This window comes from Pseudomonas tolaasii NCPPB 2192 (genome assembly GCF_002813445.1).
Classification (GTDB): Bacteria; Pseudomonadota; Gammaproteobacteria; order Pseudomonadales; family Pseudomonadaceae; genus Aquipseudomonas; species Aquipseudomonas tolaasii.
Window position 1 is genome coordinate 4,683,447 of sequence record NZ_PHHD01000001.1, and the last position, 21,122, is coordinate 4,704,568.

Annotated in this window: 20 protein-coding genes; 10 read left to right on the plus strand and 10 right to left on the minus strand. The window is 57.0% G+C overall.

Going from position 1 to position 21,122, the window contains the following annotated elements:
- Window positions 1-79 precede the first annotated feature (79 nt).
- The 4 genes from ATI14_RS21480 to ATI14_RS31690 all read right to left on the minus strand — a co-directional run bounded on the left by ATI14_RS21480 (window position 80) and on the right by ATI14_RS31690 (window position 6,369).
- Entirely contained in the window at window positions 80-1,495 is a 1,416-nt protein-coding gene (locus ATI14_RS21480; RefSeq protein WP_016969224.1) for an efflux transporter outer membrane subunit, read from the minus strand.
- Entirely contained in the window at window positions 1,492-4,671 is a 3,180-nt protein-coding gene (locus ATI14_RS21485; protein WP_016969225.1) for an efflux RND transporter permease subunit, read from the minus strand. Before ATI14_RS21485 ends, ATI14_RS21480 begins: the two co-directional genes overlap by 4 nt.
- Before the next feature lie 15 nt (window positions 4,672-4,686).
- A complete protein-coding gene (gene mexE / locus ATI14_RS21490) occupies window positions 4,687-5,928 on the minus strand; it encodes a multidrug efflux RND transporter periplasmic adaptor subunit MexE (protein ID WP_026083183.1) in 1,242 nt (413 codons plus the stop codon).
- Window positions 5,929-6,231: 303 nt separating this feature from the next.
- Window positions 6,232-6,369, minus strand: a complete 138-nt coding sequence (locus ATI14_RS31690) for a hypothetical protein (RefSeq protein WP_016969227.1) — start codon at window positions 6,367-6,369, stop codon at window positions 6,232-6,234.
- A 772-nt stretch (window positions 6,370-7,141) separates the two neighbouring features.
- Here ATI14_RS31690 and ATI14_RS21495 point away from each other — a divergent pair.
- From ATI14_RS21495 to ATI14_RS21510, 4 genes are all read left to right on the plus strand, one after another.
- On the plus strand, window positions 7,142-10,423 hold the full coding sequence (locus tag ATI14_RS21495; RefSeq protein ID WP_457328125.1) for a DUF637 domain-containing protein: 3,282 nt from the start codon (window positions 7,142-7,144) through the stop codon (window positions 10,421-10,423).
- Window positions 10,413-11,048 (plus strand): hypothetical protein, encoded by a 636-nt coding sequence (locus tag ATI14_RS21500; protein ID WP_231124417.1) that lies wholly within the window; start codon window positions 10,413-10,415, stop codon window positions 11,046-11,048. Before ATI14_RS21495 ends, ATI14_RS21500 begins: the two co-directional genes overlap by 11 nt.
- 313 nt (window positions 11,049-11,361) lie before the next feature.
- On the plus strand, window positions 11,362-11,664 hold the full coding sequence (locus ATI14_RS32010) for an EndoU domain-containing protein (RefSeq protein ID WP_196775083.1): 303 nt from the start codon (window positions 11,362-11,364) through the stop codon (window positions 11,662-11,664).
- A gap of 76 nt (window positions 11,665-11,740) precedes the next feature.
- Window positions 11,741-12,076: a HEAT repeat domain-containing protein gene (locus ATI14_RS21510; RefSeq protein ID WP_231124418.1), complete on the plus strand. Its 336-nt coding sequence runs from the start codon at window positions 11,741-11,743 to the stop codon at window positions 12,074-12,076.
- Window positions 12,077-12,115: 39 nt separating this feature from the next.
- On the opposite strand, the gene ATI14_RS21515 is transcribed toward ATI14_RS21510, so the two are convergent.
- Window positions 12,116-12,961, minus strand: coding sequence for a helix-turn-helix transcriptional regulator (locus ATI14_RS21515; RefSeq protein ID WP_016969230.1), 846 nt, complete (start codon window positions 12,959-12,961; stop codon window positions 12,116-12,118).
- On the minus strand, window positions 12,954-13,592 hold the full coding sequence (locus tag ATI14_RS21520; protein ID WP_016969231.1) for a YbhB/YbcL family Raf kinase inhibitor-like protein: 639 nt from the start codon (window positions 13,590-13,592) through the stop codon (window positions 12,954-12,956). Before ATI14_RS21520 ends, ATI14_RS21515 begins: the two co-directional genes overlap by 8 nt.
- A gap of 213 nt (window positions 13,593-13,805) precedes the next feature.
- On the opposite strand from ATI14_RS21520, the gene ATI14_RS21525 reads away from it, so the two are divergent.
- From ATI14_RS21525 to ATI14_RS21535, 3 genes are all read left to right on the plus strand, one after another.
- On the plus strand, window positions 13,806-14,543 hold the full coding sequence (locus ATI14_RS21525) for a hypothetical protein (RefSeq protein WP_232620217.1): 738 nt from the start codon (window positions 13,806-13,808) through the stop codon (window positions 14,541-14,543).
- Between the two features lie 73 nt (window positions 14,544-14,616).
- On the plus strand, window positions 14,617-15,090 hold the full coding sequence (locus ATI14_RS21530) for a hypothetical protein (RefSeq protein ID WP_016969233.1): 474 nt from the start codon (window positions 14,617-14,619) through the stop codon (window positions 15,088-15,090).
- Between the two features lie 20 nt (window positions 15,091-15,110).
- Window positions 15,111-15,518 (plus strand): hypothetical protein, encoded by a 408-nt coding sequence (locus ATI14_RS21535; protein ID WP_016969234.1) that lies wholly within the window; start codon window positions 15,111-15,113, stop codon window positions 15,516-15,518.
- 153 nt (window positions 15,519-15,671) lie between these two features.
- Here the strand turns inward: ATI14_RS21535 and ATI14_RS21540 are convergent, their stop codons facing one another.
- Window positions 15,672-16,553 (minus strand): fumarylacetoacetate hydrolase family protein, encoded by an 882-nt coding sequence (locus ATI14_RS21540; protein ID WP_016969235.1) that lies wholly within the window; start codon window positions 16,551-16,553, stop codon window positions 15,672-15,674.
- A 156-nt stretch (window positions 16,554-16,709) separates the two neighbouring features.
- Between ATI14_RS21540 and ATI14_RS21545 the strand changes: the two genes are divergently transcribed.
- The 3 genes from ATI14_RS21545 (at window position 16,710) to ATI14_RS21555 (ending at window position 18,738) form a co-directional block, all read left to right on the plus strand.
- Window positions 16,710-17,417 carry a FadR/GntR family transcriptional regulator gene (locus tag ATI14_RS21545; RefSeq protein WP_165448253.1) on the plus strand — a complete coding sequence of 236 codons (708 nt, stop codon included), beginning with the start codon at window positions 16,710-16,712 and terminating at the stop codon, window positions 17,415-17,417.
- Between the two features lie 35 nt (window positions 17,418-17,452).
- Complete coding sequence (locus ATI14_RS21550; RefSeq protein ID WP_016969237.1) at window positions 17,453-17,983, plus strand: contact-dependent growth inhibition system immunity protein; 531 nt, start codon at window positions 17,453-17,455, stop codon at window positions 17,981-17,983.
- Window positions 17,984-18,120: 137 nt separating this feature from the next.
- Window positions 18,121-18,738, plus strand: a complete 618-nt coding sequence (locus tag ATI14_RS21555; RefSeq protein WP_016969238.1) for a hypothetical protein — start codon at window positions 18,121-18,123, stop codon at window positions 18,736-18,738.
- Window positions 18,739-18,948: 210 nt separating this feature from the next.
- Here ATI14_RS21555 and ATI14_RS21560 read toward each other — a convergent pair whose 3' ends face one another.
- The 3 genes from ATI14_RS21560 to ATI14_RS21565 form a co-directional block, all read right to left on the minus strand.
- Window positions 18,949-19,299: a 3-deoxy-7-phosphoheptulonate synthase gene (locus tag ATI14_RS21560; protein WP_231124419.1), complete on the minus strand. Its 351-nt coding sequence runs from the start codon at window positions 19,297-19,299 to the stop codon at window positions 18,949-18,951.
- Window positions 19,235-19,504: a 3-deoxy-7-phosphoheptulonate synthase gene (locus tag ATI14_RS32015; RefSeq protein WP_130886723.1), complete on the minus strand. Its 270-nt coding sequence runs from the start codon at window positions 19,502-19,504 to the stop codon at window positions 19,235-19,237. The genes ATI14_RS21560 and ATI14_RS32015 overlap by 65 nt, the downstream gene beginning before the upstream one ends.
- Window positions 19,505-19,940: 436 nt before the next feature.
- Entirely contained in the window at window positions 19,941-20,852 is a 912-nt protein-coding gene (locus ATI14_RS21565; protein WP_080520128.1) for a LysR family transcriptional regulator, read from the minus strand.
- Between the last annotated feature and the right edge of the window lie 270 nt (window positions 20,853-21,122).

Consider the following 21,122-nt stretch of genomic DNA (forward strand, 5'->3'; position numbering starts at 1 on the left):
GGCAAAAAAAGCCCCGCGACCGAAGGGGGCACGGGGCTAAAAATTGGCTGGATGCGACCAACCAAAGGAGCTCTTTACATCACTTGGCGCTGGCTACCACCGTGTCCGGCTGCCAGCCACCGCCCAGCGCTTTGTAGATCGCCACGATGCCGCGATACAGATCCACTTCGGCCTGAGCCTGAGAATCTTCAGCGGCCAGACGCTCGCGTTGTGCGTCAAGCAGTACCAGGAAATCCACGGTGCCTTCGCGATAACGAATCGCCGCGAGATCAGCCGCTGCACGGCTCGACTCACTCTGACGAATCAGCGAAACCAGGCGCTGCTGGCGTTTGCCGTAATCACTGAAGGCATTTTCAGATTCTTCCAGCGCCAGCAACACTTGCTGCTCATAGGTCGCCAACGCACCGTCAGCTTCCGCATTCGCACCGCGCAACCGCGCACGCACGCTGCCCAGGTCGAAGGCGGCCCAGGTGATGCTCGGGCCCAGGGACCAGGCATTCGCCGCTGCCGAACCAATCTGCGAGCCACGCCCGGCGGTAAAGCCGAGGAAGCCACTGAGGCTCACCCGCGGGAACAGGTCGGCCTTGGCCACGCCAATCCGGGCAGTAGCGGCGGCCAATTTGCGCTCGGCGCTGAGGATGTCCGGGCGACGTTGCAGCAGTTGCCCCGGGTCGCCGATCGGCAAGGCCTTGGCAATCGCCGGCAGGTCTTTGGGGCTCAGGTCCACGGTCAGCTTGTCAGGGCGCTGGCCGAGGAGGGTGGCGATGCGGTTACGCTCGCGCACTTGCTCGGCTTGCAGTTGCGGCACGCTGGCTTCAACTGCTGCCAAACGCGCGTCGGCACGTTCCACATCGAGCTGATCACCCACGCCGGCATCCCGCAGGCTCACGGTGATGGCCCGTGATTCCTGCTGGTTCTTCAGGTTGTCCAGGGCAATGCGTTCGCGCAGTTGAGCGCCGCGCAGTTGACCGTAGGCGTCGACCAGTTCGGCAATCATGGTGACTTGCAGTTGGTACAGGTCGGCCTCGGCGACCTGTTGGTCAGCATCGCTGGCCTCAAGGTTGCGGCGGATACGGCCGAACAAGTCCACTTCCCAGGCCATGTCCAGGCCCAGGTCGTAGCGCTCGCTGTTCACACGTTGGGTGGTTTGACCCGGAATCTGGCCCTTGCCCACATCGCTGCTGGCGCGAGAGGTGACCACTGGCATGATGTCGGTGGCCACGTCGTCGCGGATGGCGCGGGCGGCGCGCAGGCGGGCAAACGCCACGCGCAAATCGCGGTTGCCTTGCAGCGACTGAGTGACCAGCTGGTTAAGGGTCGGGTCGTCAAACTGCTGCCACCAGATGCCTTCGTACTTGGCGTGGTCGTAGCTTTTGGTGTCGGCGGCGGCCGTGATGTTGGCCGCCTCCAGCTTCTCGGTTTTATAGTCCGGGCCCACGGCACAGGCGCTCAACGCCAGTACCAGCAAGCTCGGCAGGAATACTTTTACGCTCATTGCTGTGTCTCCAGCTTCAAGGCCTTGGCCGCTTTGCGCGCTTCGCTGCGTTCCACATAGCGACGGATCAGTACGTAGAACACTGGCGTCAGCAACAGACCGAAGAAGGTCACACCGATCATCCCGGAGAATACCGCCACGCCCATGGCATGACGCATCTCGGCACCGGCACCGCTGGACAACACCAGTGGCACCACACCCATGATGAACGCGAAGGAGGTCATCAGGATCGGCCGCAGACGCAGGCGGCAGGCTTCCAGTACCGCGGCGAGCGGATCGAGGCCTTCCTGCTGTTTATCCTTGGCGAACTCGACGATCAGAATCGCGTTCTTGCACGCCAGGCCCACCAGTACGATCAAGCCGATCTGGGTGAAGATGTTGTTGTCGCCGCCCGAGATGATGACCCCGGTGATGGCCGACAGCAGCGTCATCGGTACGATCAGGATCACCGCCAGTGGCAGGCTCCAGCTTTCGTATTGGGCGGCCAGTACCAGGAACGCCAGCAGTACGCAGAGCGGGAACACGAACAGTGCGGTGTTGCCCGAGAGGATTTGCTGATAGGTCAGGTCGGTCCACTCGTAGGTCATGCCGTTGGGCAGTTCTTCTTTCAGCAGCTTCTCAATCGCGGCCTGAGCCTGGCCCGAGCTGTAGCCCGGTGCGGCGTTGCCGTTGATTTCAGCGGTAATGAAACCGTTGTAGTGCATCACGCGGTCTGGGCCCGAGGTATCGCTGACCTTGATGAAGGTCGCCAACGGGATCATCTCGCCTTTGTTGTTGCGTACTTTCAGCTGGCCGATCTGGTCTTCATCCAGGCGGAACTGCTGCTCAGCCTGCACGTTGACCTGGTAAGTGCGACCAAAGCGGTTGAAGTCGTTGGCATACAGCGAACCCAGGTAGATCTGCAGGGTGTCGAAGATGTCGCTGATCGCCACGCCGTGGGTCTTGGCCTTTTCGCGGTCGATGGCAGCATCGACCTGGGGCACGTTGACCGTGTAGCTGGTGAACAGGCCGAACAGCTCCGGCGTGGTACGGCTCTTGGTGATGATGTTCTGGGTTTCTTTGTACAGCTCGTCGTAACCCAGGTTGCCACGGTCTTCGATCTGCAGGCGGAAACCGCCAATCGTACCCAGGCCCTGTACCGGCGGCGGTGGGAAGATCGCCATGTAGGCTTCCTGGATGCTGCTGTATTTGCCGTTCAGCGCACCGGCAATCGCACCGGCCGACATGCTCGGGTCTTTACGCTCGTCGAACGGCTTCAGGGTCACGAACACGATGCCGCTGTTCGGGCTGTTGGTGAAACCGTTGATCGACAGGCCCGGGAATGCGACGGCGCTTTCCACGCCCGGTTGCTTCAGCGCGATGTCGGACATGCGCTTGATCACGTCTTCGGTGCGGTCCAGGCTCGCGGCGTCCGGCAGTTGCGCGAAGGCCACCAGGTATTGCTTGTCCTGGGCCGGTACGAAACCGGTGGGCGTGTGGGCAAAGCCCAGCCAGGTCAGGACCATCAGGCCGGCGTACAGGAACAGCGCGATACCACTGCCGCGGATCACCCGGCGAACGGTGCCGACGTAACCGTGGCTGGCTTTGACGAAGAAGCGGTTGAACGGACGGAACAACCAGCCGCCCAGCAACTTGTCGAGGAACCGCGAGAAGCCGTCTTTCGGCGCATCGTGACCCTTGAGCAACACGGCCGCGAGGGCAGGGGACAAGGTCAGCGAGTTGAAGGCCGAGATCACGGTGGAAATCGCAATGGTCAAGGCAAACTGCTTGTAGAACTGCCCGGTCAAGCCGCTGATAAAGGCCGCTGGAATGAACACCGCACACAGCACCAACGCGGTCGCGATGATCGGGCCGGTCACTTCGCTCATGGCTTTTTCAGTGGCCGGGAACGGTTCCAGGCCCAGTTCGATGTTCCGCTCGACGTTCTCCACCACCACGATGGCGTCGTCCACCACGATACCGATCGCCAGTACCAGGCCGAACAGCGACAGCGCGTTGAGCGAGAAGCCGAACAGGTGCATCACCGCAAACGTACCGATCAACGATACCGGCACCGCCACCAACGGAATGATCGAGGCACGCCAGGTCTGCAGGAACAGGATCACTACCAATACAACGAGGATCAGCGCTTCGAACAGGGTGTGAACCACCGCTTCGATGGAGCCGCGCACGAAGATGGTCGGGTCATAGACGATGCTGAAGTCCATGCCTTCCGGGAAGCTCTTTTTCAGCTCCGCCATCTTGTCGCGCACTTCGTTGGAAATGTCGATCGCGTTGGAGCCCGGGCGCTGGAAGATCGGGATCGCCACCGCCGGCTGGTTGTTGAGCAACGAACGCAAGGCGTACTGGCTGGAACCCAGTTCTACTCGTGCGATGTCTTTGAGGCGCGTGATTTCACCGTTATCGCCGGAGCGAATGATGATGTTCTCGAACTCTTCTTCAGTGACCAGGCGGCCCTGAGTGTTGATCGACAACTGGAAGCTGGTGGCATTCGGGGCAGGTTGGGCACCCAGAGCACCTGCGGCCACTTGGCGGTTCTGCTCGCGAATGGCAGTTACCACGTCGGTGGCGGTCAGGTTGCGCGAAGCGGTCTTGTTCGGGTCCAGCCAGACACGCAGGGAATAATCGCCCATGCCGAACAATTGCACGTCACCCACACCGCCCAGGCGGGCCAGCTCGTCTTTGACGTTGAGCAAGGCATAGTTGGACAGGTAGAGCATGTCGTAGCGCTTGTCCGGGGAGGTCAAGTGCACCACCATGGTCAGGTCGGGGGAGGCCTTGTCCACGGTGATACCAATACGCGTCACTTCCTCGGGCAGCTTCGGCTGAGTCCGTGTCACACGGTTCTGCACCTGTACCTGCGCGTTGTCCAGGTCAGTCCCCAGCGCGAAGGTAATAGTGAGGGTCAGCTTGCCATCGGCGGTCGACTGCGAAGACATGTACAGCATGTTTTCGACGCCGGTGATGGCTTGCTCCAAAGGGGCGGCTACGGTTTCACCGATGACCTTGGGGTTGGCGCCGGGGAAGTTGGCACGCACCACCACGGTCGGCGGCACCACTTCCGGGTATTCGCTGATCGGCAGCTTGAACAGCGAGATCGCACCGGCGATCAGGATCAGCAGCGACAGCACCGCTGCGAAGATCGGCCGCGAAATGAAGAACTTGGAAAAATTCATCTTGAGTCGTATCCCTTAACCGCGTGGAGTCGCAACGGCTGCGAGCTTGGGCGCGGCTTTATCCGGCGCCACTTGCTCCAGGTTGCTGGCTTCAAGCGCTTGTCGTTGTTGTGCCAAGGCGGCGAGGGTTTCCTTGCTGGCCATCGGGATGGTTTCCGGAGCAACCGGCGAACCCGGGCGAATGCGCTGCAAGCCCTTCACGACGATGGTGTCGTCCTTGTTCAAGCCGCTGCGCACGATGCGCAGGCCTTCGATCTTCGGCCCCAGTTCCACCGCGCGATAAGCCGGCTTGTCGCCGTCCATCACCAGCACGAACTTCTTGCCCAGGTCGGTGCCGACCGCTTCGTCGTTGATCAGCACGGCGGAGTAGGTGCCGCTGCCGACCAGTTTCAGGCGTGCGTACAGGCCCGGGGTGTATTCGCCCTTGCTGTTATCGAACACGGCGCGACCACGGATGGTGCCGGTGGCCGGGTTGACCTGGTTGTCGACAAAGTTCATCTGGCCCAGGTGCGGGTTGCCGGTTTCGTTGGACAGGCCCAGGTACACCGGGGTGGTAGCGCCACGGCGGCCTTCGCGCGCCAGCTCGGTGTACTTGAGGTACACGCGCTCGTCGGCGTCGAAGTAGGCGTAGACCTTGTCGGTGGACACCACGCTGGTCAGCGCAGTGACGTCGGCGGTCACCAGGTTGCCGGCGGTGATTTCGGCACGGCTGACGCGGCCGCTGATCGGTGAGGTCACGCGGGTAAAACTCAGGTTCAACTTGGCCAGGTCCAACTGCGCCTGGATCCCGGCGACTGCAGCACGGGCTTCCTGGGCAGCGGTGGTACGCGAGTCGGCCAGTTCGGCGGAGATCGCATTGCTCTGGCGCAGGCGTTCACCGCGTTGCGCTTCGTTATCGCTACGGGTGGCGGCGGCTTTGGTTTGGGCAAGTTGGGCTTCAAGGCGGCGCACTTCAGCCTGGAACGGACGCGGGTCGATCTGGAACAGCAGGTCGCCTTTCTTCACCAGCGCGCCTTCGGTGAAGGCCACTTGATCGATCTGGCCCGACACACGCGGGCGAATCTGCACGGTTTCCGGGGCTTCCAGGCGACCGGTGAATTCGTCCCATTCGTTGACCGGTTGTTCAAGCACCTTGGCCACGCTGACTTTTGCAGGGGGCATGGCGGCCGCTTGTTCCGGGGCTTTGCCGCATGCGCTCATCACCACCACGGCCAAAATCGCCAAGGGGAAGCGCAAATGTTTGAGTGACTGTTCCATGAGGTGCATCCGCCAATGTATTTGAGATGGGCGGATCATGCGCGGCGATGTGCTATGTCACGAATCGAATGAAACAAAGGTAACTATCATTCGGAATGATATAAGCGCGAGGTTAGCCCTCTAGCATGGGGGGTTCGTTAGGGGGCTATCAATGGGCGTGATGGCAACACTCTATTGCGCAGTCTGCAAGGAACCCACGTCGTGTTCCGAGTGTCGGCTGCCGCGCGGGCCTTAAACCTGAGCTGATAACCGCACATCAACGAGGATTGCCGCCGCCGGGGCGACTTTTTTACCCGCGACCATTCAAGCCGGCGGCAACGTTTCCATCAACGCCACCAACAAAATCACTAACGGCGTCGAACGCTCGTTCGTTACCACGGCCACCGGCGCACCACGCAGCACCAATACCCAAGCGGCAGGCACCGGCAATACCACGGTCATCAACCTCAACCGCCAATTGCCGCCTGACCTTGCCCAACGCAAAGTCGACCCACTGACGCTGCCCGGCTTTAGCCTTCCCAGCGGCCAAAACGGCCTGTTCCGCGTGAGCGGGCAAGGCACCGCCACCCAGCAAACCGCTCAGTCGGGCACTGGCTCGCAAAGCTGGACCATGGGCGGCGCCGATGTAAGCCTGGCCCAGCGTCAGCAGGCGCTTGCTGAAGGCCAAGCGCGTACGCTCCAGCTCGACGGCGCGACTCAGGTCACGACCAGCACCCGTCAAGTCTCGGTCGCGTCGCGTGAAGCTGGCGGCATCACCGCCGAGGCCCGCGCAATCAATGCTTCAGGCACCGCCAGCGCCGACACCGTGACCGGTCTTCCGGGCCGCACTTCCGGCGCCGATATCACGCGGCTGGACGGCATCTCTGCCGCCAATCCAGCGGGTACACCCGCCGTCAGCGGTATTGATCTTGCCGGTCTAAACCCTTCCGACCGCGATCCTAGCACTGCCGTGACCACACCAGCAGGCACGCCAACCCTGGTTGTGCCGGGCGTGTCCACCGTGGACCGAAACACCCGCGTCAGCGCCAATCAGGCCGGTGATTTCAACTTGCCCGGCATCACCCCTCTGGCGGCCACAACGGCGGGCGCTTCCGGGGCCGTCAGCGGGCAACCCCTCAATCGCGTGCAGGGCTTGCCGGATAGCAAGGCGGTCTCGCAGCCGCATAAATACCTGATCGAAACAAACCCGGTACTGACCGACCTCAAACAGTTCATGAGCTCGGATTACCTGCTCGCAGGGTTGGGCTATAACCCGGACGACAGTGCCAAGCGTCTGGGAGATGGCCTCTACGAACAACGACTGATCCAGCAAGCCATTGTCGACCGCACCGGCCAACGCTTCATCGACGGTAAGACCTCGGACGAAGCGGTATTCCGTTACTTGATGGACAACGCCATCCGCAGCAAACAGTCACTGGACCTGTCGGTAGGCGTGTCGTTGACAGGCCAGCAAGTAGCCGCGTTAACCCACGATATCGTGTGGCTCGAAGAGCAGGTGGTCAACGGTGAAAAAGTCCTGGTGCCCGTGGTCTACCTGGCCCAGGCCGATAACCGATTGGCGCCTAACGGTGCGTTGATTGTGGGCCAGGACGTCAGCCTTATCGCCGGTAAAAACCTTGAGAACGCGGGTACTTTGCGGGCCAGCAACAACCTGTCAGCTGTCGCGGGCAACGATCTGATCAACAGCGGCCTGATTGAAGCAGGCAACCGCCTGGACCTGCTGGCGGGCAACAACATCGTCAATAAATCCGGCGGCATTATCACCGGGCGCGATGTGTCGTTGACGGCCGTCAACGGCGACGTGATCAACGAACGCAGCGTGACCCGAGCGGGTTATGACGTCGGCTTTTCAAAACAGACCGATTACATCGACAGTGCGGCACGCATAGAGGCTGCGAACGACCTCAGCCTCGGGGCGGGTCGCGATGTCACCAGCAAAGGCGGCGTGCTGGAAAGTGGTAATGACACCACGATTGTTGCAGGGCGTGACGTTAATCTGGTGGCCGCGCAACAGCACGACACGATGAGTACTGGGAAGCGTAATCGTACCGAGGACATCACCCAGAGCGGTTCCGAGGTAGAGGTCGGGCGTGACTTGAAAGTCAGCGCAGGACGCGACCTGAATGCAATCGCCAGCGAAATAGACGCCAAGCGTGACATCACAATGAGTGCAGTCAGCGACTTGTTCTTGGCGTCTGGTGCTGATGAACAGCACTCCTATAGCAAGACATCCAGTACCAAGCGCCAGGAAGATCACGTCAGCCAAGTGGCTACGACGGTGAGTGCTGGTGGTGACGTGACTTTAAGTGCGGGTAAGGACCTGGCGTTAATTGCAAGCCGTATCAGCGCTGGGGATGAGGCTTATCTGGTCGCGGGCAATAACCTTGGATTGTTCTCGGCAGAAGACAGTGATTACTCACTGTATGACATGAAGAAAAAGGGTGGTTTCGGCAGCAAGAAAACCCAGCGTGATGAAGTGACCAAGGTCACCAATATAGGCAGCGAAATAAAAACCGGTGGTGACCTCACGATTCAGAGCCAGGGAGATCAGAAGTTCCAGGTTGCCAAACTGGACAGTGGTGAGGATCTGACCATCGTCAGTGGCGGTGCTGTGACCTTCGAGGGTATGAAAGACCTTCATCAGGAAAACCACGCTAAAAGCAAAAGCAGCCTTGCCTGGAACAGCATGAGTGGCAAGGGCAATACCGACGAGACCCTCAGGCAGACACAAATGGCAGCCAAGGGCGATATCGTCATCAAAGCCGTTGATGGTTTGCACATCGATGTCAAACAGGTTAACCAACAGACGGTTAGCCAGGCGATTGATGCGATGGTCAAGGCCGACCCGCAGATGGCCTGGTTGAAGGATGCCGAAAAGCGTGGCGATGTTGACTGGAAGCTGATCAAAGAAACACACGACTCGTATAAGTACAGCAACTCCAGCCTCGGGCAAGGGGCGATGCTGGCGATCATTATCATCGTGACTGTGTTAACGGCGGGTGCAGCTAGCGCTGGGGTTGGCTCGCTTGCAGGAGCAACTGCTGGATCTGGTTCTGCGATGGCGGCGGGAACTGCTGCTACCGCGGCAACTGCAGCGACCGCAACAACGGCTGCTACCGCCGCAACCGCTGCGACTGCTGCCGGTTGGGCCAACGTTGCTATTACTTCAGTAATCACTTCTGCGGCCAGTGGCGCAGCGATAAGCACAATCAACAACAGAGGAAATTTAGGTGCCGTTCTAAAAGATGTGACATCCGCCGACAGTTTGAAAGGATATGTGGTCGCGGGGGTCAGCGGTGGCATGGGTGGTTTTGATCTCAATGTGGGCTCACGACTCGCTGTAAGCGCAGCGCTTAAAACCGTGTCGAATGGTGGTAATTTTGTCGACAACCTTGGGCAAGCGGCAATTGGCTTGGCATCTGACGCTCTCACCGGCGCAATTTATGACAAGGTTGGTGATCGCCTGCTTGGTACCGGCTTGCCTACGAAGGTTGCAGTTCATGCCATTGTCGGCGGGCTGATTGGCGAAGCAGCAGGAGGTGACTTCGCGACATCAGCACTGGCTGCAGGTGCGAACAAGGCGCTGATTGAACAATATGGAGACGTGATTTTTCCTGGCATCGCCCATGATCAAGTCCTGGCTATGACTTCTCAGCTGCTGGGCATGACCGCCGCAGCTGTGGCCGGGGGGAGTGAAAAAGATCAGCAAGTTGCAGGCTGGGTTTCGCAGCAAGCGACAGCGTTCAATCACCTTGGCCACCAAGAGGTAGAGGCGTTAATTAAGGAGGCTAGAACGTGTACCGAGAATAACAACTGCGATGAAGTGAGAGATAAGTTTGCATCCTTGAGTGATGCCAATGACAAAGCGCTGAAATCATTTTGCGAACGCAGCCCCAAGGATTGCTTTGCGGCGTCACAGGAATACGTAGCGAACTACAACAAGACTCACGAGCTCATCTCTCAAGCTCGAGTCGACGCCACCATCCCGGATGATATGAAACGGGTACTCACGGTGGTACAGCTAACCAATATGACGGCTCAGCTTCAGATTGTGGAGGCTGGGATTGCGTCTGGGGTGGTGGAGGCTGCGGGGAGTTTTGCGGCGGGGTTGGGTTTCAATATTGAGCCTGATAAGGTTAGTGAAGTTGCGAAGTGGGCTGCAATTGCATTTGGCGCGGGCAAGGCTGGTGTAAAGGGCACAGCTCCTGAGAATATGAGCCCTATAGATGCGGGACGAAGTGGAGCTTTCAATGAAGCTAAACGCCAATCAGACATCCCCACAAGCCAGCAACCTAGCCGTGTCCTACCAAATGTTGATAAAAGGGGTAATCCTCAGCCGGGGAAAATCTATGAGTTCGAGGTTCCAGCATCAGGTGGGGGGCTCAAAACGGTAAGGATTCGTGATGATGCAGGAGGTCACGATTTCGGTTCAGGTAACTCACAAAATCGTGGGTCCCACTTTAATGATGAAGCCGGAAATCATTATGACTATTGATCTTCAAGTCGTGAGTACACCTGATATTTCTATAACTAACGATGTGATTAACCCACGTTGGGCTAGAGAGAGTTTGAGCTCAGTACTGTCAGGGGCTAGTTTTTTAGTAACTGATAGGTCAAGTGTTTCACTTGCGGGCGTATTGAGTTTTATTTATGGCCTGATTGATAAAGGTCTGCCCGGGTATGATGTTTGGTTATTTCTAGGTAACTCTGCTTGGCAGCCAGATACTCGAATCGTACGCTATCGAAAGTTGTGGGGGGCACTGAAGTTTCGAGGGGGTGAGATTTTAGGTGGTAGTGACTTACAAGAATCTGCCGTAGAGGCTTGTGAGAAGTTAAAGTTTTTCGGTGCCTTACGTCTTTCAGGACGTTCCATTGCAACTGTAATTGATGTAATTGTTAATGAGCGTTGCTCATATGTTGCTGCGACACCCAAAAACTTTAATATTAAGCGTATCCTTGATGCGGGGTGGTCTGGAAGTGTGGCTGAGGATTTTAGTCTTTGTTGTCACGTCTGTGAAGAAAGTGGATTGCTGTTTAAGCAGATTGGTGAGTTTGATGATCGTGAGTGGGGTTTTATATCTATTGGGTCACCAGAAGCCATGGAAAAATTATTGAGTTGAAAATGGTGCAAAAGGCATCGCGACAGCTTTTAATGAGGTAATAAGTATTAGCGCTCAAGCTGCTTTGACAAAAAATTTTCAGACTTGCAGAAAGCACAGAAGAGCGCAGCTGTTACGAGAGCACTCCCTAATGAAAGGATTCGGCATTACCCGGGAGGTCCCTGCTTGAATTGAGGCTCTTACCAATGGCGCTTCGTTTGCTACTGAGGGCAATCCTGCGACCGGCTCCACTAGACGGACGAGGGTATGGGAAATAAATTCCCTCCTTCTCTGGCGCTCGGGTGAGGCTAGTAATGCCCATCCCGATTATGCGGTGGAGATCTTATCGAGCAACCCGGACGGAACACGAAATGCAAAATTGGTAGCTCAGTTCGATGACAGGAATATTTCGAAGATTAAAACCAGTACCTTGTTTCCTGCGTCGTGGACGGATGCGCAGACGATGAGTGCCGTTCGGGCTACCGGGAATGGGCCAGCGCTCGCGACTAGAGCTGATGGTGCCTCGTTGCATCAAACGACGGTAAACGGGGTAAATGTTGAAGTTATTAAGGTGGGCGATCGTGTTACCGCCGGCTATCCTTGTGGTCGGGGTTGCACTGACCCGACAAAGTTCTGACAGGTGAAAAATGTTTAAAGAGTATGAGCTTTTTTTGGACTCTATTGGTTCAGAGGACTATTGGTCGGACTTGGGCATGAATATCGCCCGCGCCAAAGTTACGGAGTTTGATAGTTCGGATTGGCTCAAGCTTGAGACCGTACTTAAGGCGAAATCTGATGATTGGCAGGTTCGATGCGCGGAATCTCTTAGTGACTCAAATGATGAGAGGGCTATCAATATTTTGTTGGAGTTGGCTAAGTCTGAAGATGAGTCGGTCACCATTCATGCCATTGAGTCAATTGAATCTATTTTTTCTGCCGGACATTTTTTTGATTCGGCGCGGGTAGTGCACGCATTAAGCGAGGAGGTTGAGGCTTCAACACGGACTGTTAAGCTGATGGTGGCTACATTGATTAAGAAGATTAAGTAACACGAAAAAGGGGGCGGGCCTTGAGAGCCGCCTTCCTGCCTACCGAATATCCTGCACCGAAAACCCAAACCGGCTCCTGAACCGCATCGAAAACCGCGACAGCGCCCGATACCCGCACGCATCCGCAATCTGCGACACGCCCAGGTGCGTCGTCTGCAGCAACATCATCGCGTGGTGCATGCGAATCTCCGTCAGCAACGTACTGAAGCTAACCCCTTCATCTGCCAGCCGACGGCGCAAGGTCGCTTCACTCACCGCTAATTCACGGCCAGCCAGCGCGGCGGTCCAGGGCTGTTCGGGTGACTTGGCCAAGAGGTGGGTCAAGCGCTCCGCAAGGCCTGGTGCAGAGGGGCGTGAGTAGATAATGCCGCGCTCCTGCAGCGCCAGGAGCAGGCCCAATGCGCGGTGGGTGCGCTGGAGGCCCGAGACGTCTGGTGACTCAATGCCGCGAATGCAGAACTGCAGCGAATCGTTCAGCCCTTCATCCAGCGAAATTTGCCGGCAGACCTCGACTGTAGAGGCCGGCGTGAGCACATGGCCGTAACGCTGATGAAATTCAGTGAGCAGCGCCGGGGCAAACGTCAGGAACTGCGCGGTGTAGGGCGCGCCGTCATCGGCGAGGGTCTTTTGCACGTTGACCTGGGTGTTTTTGGCCACGGCCAGCAGGCTTCCGGCGTCTTCCACCGCCCAGCGCCCGGTGGCATTTTCCACGACCAATGCGCCACAGGTGACCACCAGCAATGTGGCTTCGAAAAAGCGGAAGTCCCGCGCGTAGTGCCCGCGCGCCAACTGCGGCCGCGCGAGGGTGCACACGTCTTGGGGTTGCAGCAGCGCGCCGGAGGGCAAGCGCCATTGGGCGCGCAGGTCGGGGAGCGGTTTAGTCAACGCTGAGCAGCTCGTCAGGGGCCAGGGTGTAAGTGCCGGTCAGGCTGGCCTGGGCAAGAACATGACCTTGCAACGCAGCCAGCACGGCGGCGCCATTGAGTGCACCTTGTACCTCCAGGTGCGCAACGTCCAGTGCGTACAAGGTGAAAATGTAATGGTGCAGACGTTCGTCGTTCCACGGTGGGCAGGGGCCGTCGTAGCCGAAATAGTCACCGGCCATCTGTGGGTCGCCGGCAAACCACAGGCTGTAGTCGTTCAAACCATGGCGCAGGCCGCCGACGATTTGCGGGCCGCTTTTGCCATGGGCGGTGATGCTTGCGCTATGGCTGCCGGCGCTGATTTCACGGGCTCCGGCGGGGATGTCCAGCAGCAGCCAGTGGTAAAAGTCCACGCGCGGCAGGTTGAGGGCCACGCGTTTGCCTTCCTGATTGACGTCGTCGCCGACGCTGGGCACGTCCGGGTCGTGGCACACCAGCGCAAATGACTGGGTGCCTGGCGGCACGTCGACCCAGGCCAGGTGCGGGTTGCGGTTGCTCGAGAGCGCGTAGTGATGGGCGGCATCGGGAACGGCGAAGGCGTATTCGCCCGGGATGGCCGTGTTGTCGGCGAAGGCGTGGCTGCTCAGTTTCATGGTCGAGCCTGGTGGGGGAGTGAGCGGTTATTCTAGGGTGAGGGCCCGTGTGCATTTTGACTCACCCAATCAAAAAACCTACCGATACGCTCAATCACGCCTCGCGTATCACCATTGGCTGCCTATGACGGATCGCTGAACGAAAGGTGACTTGTTAGATGGCATACTGCCATGCTTGAATCGACGAGATTTTAAAAATATATGAAGCCCTATGTGCAGATCGCAATCAGGACGAAGTCTGAAACCGGTGGTTGGGGCGTTGGAGAGGCGCTCCTTGCGACGTTAAGCCGGGATGGGGGGTTACTTGTTCCAGAGCAGGTGTCGCACAACGCGGATAAATTCGTCGAGTCGTTCATGGGCGTGGCCGAGACTGAGGCGTGGTGGGCATCCAAGGGAACCATGCGGGTAAATGGCGCATTGTCGGAGTTTAACGACCACTTCGCCTGGCGGAGAAAGACAACGATCAAAAGCACCGGGAGCGTTGTTCACACGATGCGAAATGCCAGGGGGCGATTGGTTCCAGGCTCAGTCCACTTACGCTCGGCCATTAGCGAAAGAGTCGATTGGTATTCGCTCTTCAAGGCATGGAGTGAAGTTTTTCCCCCTCAGCTTGGAATGCTGCACCTTTTCAGTAACCCCGAACTCGGCCCTGATACGAAAAATAATAGTTTTCAAATCGGCTCATTCAGAGCGGCTTTGAATCCGGTCGTGCCGGATATGGGGTGGGCCATGGTCTACGGCGATGAATTTGCTGAAGAGGTCGATGTTGAGCGGATTGCTGCATCAGGCTTTCCCATTGAAAAACTGAATAATGGGTATCTTGTAAGGGTCACAGAAAATATTCAGGATGTGGCAAGCGACTTTTCGCTGTTCTCACAGCGCCGGGCCGAGCTTAAGAGTCTGTTTCGAGCAGATTTTTTCTTTAATGAAAATGAGCCATCGGCTGATTGATCGCTCCACGCTGGAGAGCGATCAACTCTCCCACGAACACAACATCTCCACGAGGCATCAATGAAGAAGTGCCATGAAAACAATTAGGACGACAGAGCCGGTCAGGTCTACAAAATACGAGCGCTGGAAGTCTCAATGGTCGGATCAGTCCGAGTTGGATGAGAGTTCTTTTATCAGTGATGTTGTACATCCTGAAGATGTCTTGTTGTTTTCCAAAGTCTTGTTTCCGGACTTTGTTTGTCATGAGTCGGGTGTGTTTCTGGAGAGCAGATTTACCCCTGAGGCATTCTCCGAGTGGATGGAGGGTTGTGATAATGATGTGGCAGCGGTTGAGAAGCTTTTGAATCACGTGCATCTGTACGATGTGTTTGGCGGCTGCCGGGACAGGGTGGATGATGCTGTTTATGAACAGCTGTGCAGGATTGTTGCTCAGTCATGGAGGATGGTGTTGTTGAGTCAGTTCCCAGACAAGCAATTTTGTGTGCAAGCGATAATATCTGATCAGGAATATGGTCCAGTGGTTACTTTTTCACAGCTCAAAACGTAGGCAGCCAAGTGAGACAGGTAATGAGCAGTGATCGGGATGCATTGGAGAAAATCCTGGGCGGCGCCATCGAGCAGCGTGGGCAGCGTGCTGTACCAGGCTTGAGTCCTGTTGAGGGCGTTGAGTTCGTTTACTACGAGGATGATGGAAAGAGTAAGGCAAAGAAGCAGTTCAACGCGCTCCTGGACGCGGCCGGAGTGATAAGAGCCACCAGCGGCGGGGTTGTTTCCGACAGTTGCAACATTCATCTGCCGGATGGGCTTCAGTTCCATGCACTCTCTTACCATGGTGATAGAGAGGGCTGGCGCGAAGCTGTTGAGGCTGGAGCAAAGGCCCGTGGCTTGCTCCTTGCCCGAATTGACGGTGACCGGTTTGTTGTGTCCGACGGGCGTTCGATTGCCTTGTCAGATTGCAAGGTGGAGTTTCCTTGAAGCTGTTTTGTGATCCGCTGCAATCCGTCGCCTGACGCTGGGCCGCTCTAGCGCGAGGAAAGGGCACGGTTTAGGTGCCCTGCATACCCGGTATTCGAAGTGGCTCGTCTTCCCCTGAAACCTCGAAGGCAATGCCGTCCAGGATCTGGCTAGTCACTCTGCCACCTCATTCTCCAAAGCGCCGATGCCGGCAATTTCGATGCGAACGACATCACCCGACTGCAAGAAGCGCGGCGGCGTAAAGCCGATACCCACGCCCACCGGAGTGCCGGTCACAATGACATCACCCGGCTTGAGCTCGATGCCGGCGGAAATGGTTTCGATCAAGTGAGGGATGTCGAATATCAACTGGCCAATGTTGGCGTTCTGACGCAGCTCGCCATTGACCCAGCACTGGATGGTGGCATCCGCGACGTTGACTTCGTCAGGCGTGGAGATCCAAGGGCCCATCGGCGCAAAACCATCGAGCGACTTGCCGAGGAACCATTGGCGGTGGTTCTTCTGCAGGTCGCGGGCGGTCATGTCGTTGACGATGGTGTAACCAAACACGTGAGCGTAGGCGTCTACCTTGCTGATGCCACGGCCGCCTTTACCGATGATCACGGCAAATTCAGCTTCATAGTCGAGCTGGTTCGTTACATCGGCGTGACGCGGGATTTTGTCGCCTGTGGCAATAACAGTGTCTGGAGTCTTGGTGAAGACCACCGGGAATTCAGGTGCAATTTCGCCGTCTTTGGCGCTGTGATCGAAACCGGACTTGCTGAACTCGGCTGCATGTTCGTGATAGTTCTTGCCGACACAGAATAGGTTGCGGCGCGGTAGCAGCGGCGCTTTCAGTGTGACATTTTCCAGTGACTGTCCTTCACCACGCGGTACCAGGTCAGATTTAAGTTGGTCCCATTGTAGTACCAATTGGTTCATGTCGCCGGTAAAGCCTGAGACAAGCTCGGATACAGGCCAGAAGCGTTCGGTTTCGCTATTCACGATGGCAATAATGCGTTCGCCGGCAGCGTTTTCAAGGGTGGCAAGTTTCATCGTTATTGGTCCTCTTGCGGTCTATTTGTGGTTCGGTTGTGGCTGGATATAGGACCAAAAAAAGAACCAATGCAACCATCTTTTTGCAGCGTTAGACCCATTGGTATACCTTTAACGCTCATGCACACCCAACCCTCCTGACATAAGGCTTTCAGCGTGAGTGAAGCAGTGGCTCAAAAATCCGTTCGTGCCGATGGCGCACGGAGCTTGGCCAAGTACCTGGTCGAAGAGATCGAAAGCGGCCGGCTTGCGGCGGGGCAAAAGTTGCCTGCCGAAAGAGAATTGAGCGAATCCTTTCAGGCCTCCAGGGGCTCAGTCCGGCGTGTTCTGTCCAACCTCAAGGGAATGGGGCTGATCACTCAAACTGTGGGCAGTGGCACTTTTGTTGCCGACAATGTGCGCCTGGTGGTGCCAGCGATTGAACACCGCACCTCAGCTGTGCAGACCAGTCCTGCCGAACTGATGGAAGCGCGCCTGTTGATCGAAACCCAGATGCCGAGTCTGATCGTGCGCTACGCCACGGCGGCAGATTTCGAGAAGATGGACGAGTGCATCATCCGCTCGGAAGCCGCTTCTACCATTGAGGAGTTCGAGCACTGGGATGGGGCCCTGCATCAGGCGTTCGCGGAAGCAACTCACAACAGCTTTTTCCTTAAAATACTTGAACTCACCACGCAGATTCGGGAAGAGGGCGAGTGGGGTCGCCTGAAGAAAAACTCGTTGACCCCTGAGCGCCGCAGCCAATATGAAGAGCAGCATCGCGCGATTGTCGATGCCCTGCGTGACCGCGACGAGAAGCTCTCACGCGAGCTGATCGAAGCGCACCTGATTCAGGTCCAGCGTAACCTCTTTGGTCGGTACTAGCCTGGTTACTGTAAAAATCACCGAGGCGCATCAAGATGGATGATGTGGTGAAAACAGCTTGGGCGGATGCAGGCATGAACAACGAGCTTGTGTATGTCAAAACTTACTCCGGCTATCGATCCAGCCGAGCAGACCCGCTGGGGGTCGAGCATCACGCCACTCCGGATATCAGTGATCGGGCACTGGGTGAGGCTGTATTGGGCGCATTGGCTCATAGCCGTTTTGTGCTTCCCGAGCCGCGTAAGGATGTGTGGATGCATCCTGAAGCTACGTTTGATCGAGACCTGTACGACAACACATTGACCCTTCACCGGTATAAGCAGTGGGTGGACAGTAAGTTGGAGCGCTTTGGCTACAAGACGCGACGCGCACTGTTCAAAGACATGAAAAAGTGCAGTATCGAGCGTAGGGGAGGCCAGATAACCATTCGTCCCAGTCATCATGAAAAACTGGAGTTTTGGAGCGGTAAGGGTATCAGCGAAAGTCTGCATATCGCTGTTCCCTGTGAGAGCGCCCCTGCTGATATCGGTGCGGCCTTGCGCTTGGCATTTGCCCGGTGTACGTGATGTGGCTCCATTGCCGACGCAGCGGGAGAGCGAGATCGAGCAACTGCTGCCGCATCAGTGGTTGGCGGCAAAAACCACGCAAGCCCTGATGATTTGGGACTTGCAAGGATGGCGCAATTAACGGAGGAGCCATAACGATGATTTTGGTTGTTGAAGGAATCAGCGCCAGCGGGAAAACGACTTGGTGCGCCAAGCATGGAGGGCAACATGTCATTCCTGAAAACGGCCGTTTTGAAAACGAGCCGGATCGGATAAAAGATCCAGTCGGAGCAGCAACTTTTTGGGCAGAGCGGAACGTGGATCGCTGGCAAAAAGCGTTGGCCATGGAAGACATTTCTTCGTGGGCTTTGTGTGACAGTGACCCTCTCAAGCTCCACTACATTTGGAGCCTTTGGCAGATCGGCGAGACGAGCGAACACAACTGGCGAATAGAGTGGGACGCCACAAGAGAAACAATCGCACAAGGACGTATTGGCTTTGCTGACTGTTACATTGTTGGCCGCATAGATCCTCGGCTGGCGCGAGAGCGAGCCAAAGCAGACACCACCCGCCGACGGAGTGGATTCGAGCTACACGTGCGTCTCCAACAAGCTCTGCTGACCTGGTACTCAGCTATGGATGAAGTGCTTCCCGGCAGAGTGCGATTCGGGTTTCCTTCAGAAATGCCAACCTTGAAAAGCCTTGATGGAAGATATGCGGTGGTGGCCTTTGATCAAATGATCGCATCGCTCCCACGACCTACTTACACCTCTTAGCGAGGCGGAGTCTTATATAGCAGTTGAAAGCGGATCGATGTGTGGGCGAAGTAAAGATGTGTTCGCCATCCGCTTACCCGGCAACGACGAATTCGGACAAGCCGAATGTAAAAGTACAGAGCGAAAAAATGTAGATGACGGCGGGCATAAAAACTCGGCTGCGGGGAAGGGCGGGGTCGTCTCAGCGGGCCAGGTGTGCAACGCGTAGAGCTAGATCGAGGGCTTATTCATGGTGAGGCGTGGGTCGACCTTGCTCAGGTAACGTCGGGACAGGTCCTCGGGTTGCAGGTTGCGCGCGCCGCCCAGGCGAGTGCCTTGTTTGCGATGGGCGCTGGAGGCCGCTTCAATCTCGCGCATGATCTGCTCAAAGCGTCGGGTTTTGGTGCCGCACGTCAGGGTTTCGGTATTGCCATGCATGGGGTCGCGCAGCCATAGCACGTTGCTGCCTGAGTGCGTGACGGCGTTGAGTAAGGCAGGCAGTGTTTCCCGGAGTTGGTCAGTGCCCATGCGGTGGAGCAGTGTCAGACGACCGGGTTCGTTGCGGGGATTGAGCCGATCCATCAACGCCAGCAAGGCATCGGGGGCTCACATCGGGACCGACCTTGACGCCCAATGGATTGCGAATGCCCCGGAAGTACTCCACATGAGCGCCCTCCAGCTCGGCGGTGCAGGGATAGGTGGGCTGATGCAAGGCTGGGCGTGAGCGCCAGGTATAGGGTGTCCAGTCAGTGACCATGGCCTGGAAATGTGGGTGTGTCGTCAGCATTCAGCGTCTCTTTGTCTGTGCGTGAATCGGGGATCCAGCCGGCGCGGGTGCACTAAGTTGGCGTCTTGTTACACCGGCTGCCGTGGCGATGCCCGGAACGCGTTCTTGCAAAGGTGGCGGTGATAGTGCGGCGCGAAGAGTCAGATGAGAAATACTATAAAAATCTCTGTTTAATACTATTGACGAGGCTTAGTTGCTTTTTGATGGCGCCCGTATTAATCCATGATGAGCTGTTTGTTTGGTTGTAATTTTCGGCAGTTGGCGTATAGCGGGGGGGGCGCGACCCTAACTAAAAAAGAGGCTCGAGTCGTCAAGTATCGGGTTTTCTTTCTGATATCTGCAGGCTCTTACTAATGACCGCGAAAGTATTTTACTTTATCGGTCGGCTCGCCAATTCTCGCTGGGCGCTCTAAGTGACCTGAGCAGCCAACATCCCCTAGACCCGGGGAGCGGCATTGAAGTCGAGCATGGAAATGAAGCTGTCCATCAACGGTGATTCGTTGTGGGTGTTCCAGCTCATATACAGGCCGATGGCCGGGTTGGGGGAGGCGGTCACGGGGTAGATCCGGCGGAACAGGACCTTGTCGCGCATGATTGAGTTGGCAATCGACTCAGGCACCAGGGCAACGCCGAAACCGCAGGCCACCAAGCCGATCAAGGTATGGATCTGCGCGGGCTCCTGCACCACCTTGGGGTAAAAACCGGCGGCTTCACACAAGGCGATCAGCTGACTGTGATAGCCGGTGCCCAGGGCTTCGGGGGTGAATACGAAGTCTTCCCCGGCGAAGTCCCTCAAGTCGATCTGACTTTCCTTTGCCTTCAGGTGATGGGCGGGCAGCGCCATCACGATCTCTTCGTCCAGCAACAGGCGTGACTCGACGTTTTCCGCCGAGATCGGCAACTTGCGCATGAAGGCAATATCCGCTTCTCCCGACAGAATGGCCTTGGCCTGGCTGGAAGAGGGCATCTCCTTGATGATCAACTGGACTTTGGGGTAGGTCTCGCGGAACTGGCGCAGGGTACTGAGCAGTGACTCGTAGTAGGCGATGGACACCGCCGTCACCGTGAGTTTGCCAGCAATGCCCTCGGACACCTGGCGTGCGTGTTCGATGCCCAGCTCCAACTCCTTCAACGTGCCGTAAGCCGCATTCAGAAATGCACCGCCAGCGGGGGTCAGCTTGACCCCGCGTTTATTGCGCGTGAACAGACTGAACCCCAGTTTGTCTTCCAGCCGATTGATGGCTTGGCTCAACGGGGGCTGGGCCATGTGCAGGCGAATGGCGGCGTTGTGGAAATGCAGCTCTTCAGCCACCGCGATGAATTGGCGTAGCAGGCGGGTTTCGATCATTTCTTCTGTTCCTTCATTTGAACTGATCTGTGGACTGGGTGCGGCAATGTTACCGGCAAACAGGCGCTCGACTAAAGAATAAACATGGCTAAGTTGAACTTTGGATCCAAAACTTGCAAGCGCTATCGAGCAGATCCGAATGCCGTGGAGTGGTTTCCGGATGGGCTGTCAGACGAATAATTATCAAGGGATTATTCGGGTTGAACATCAACTTGATATGAACCAGATATCAACTTGCGCCGTCGTTAGTATTAAACAGCGTGAATATTC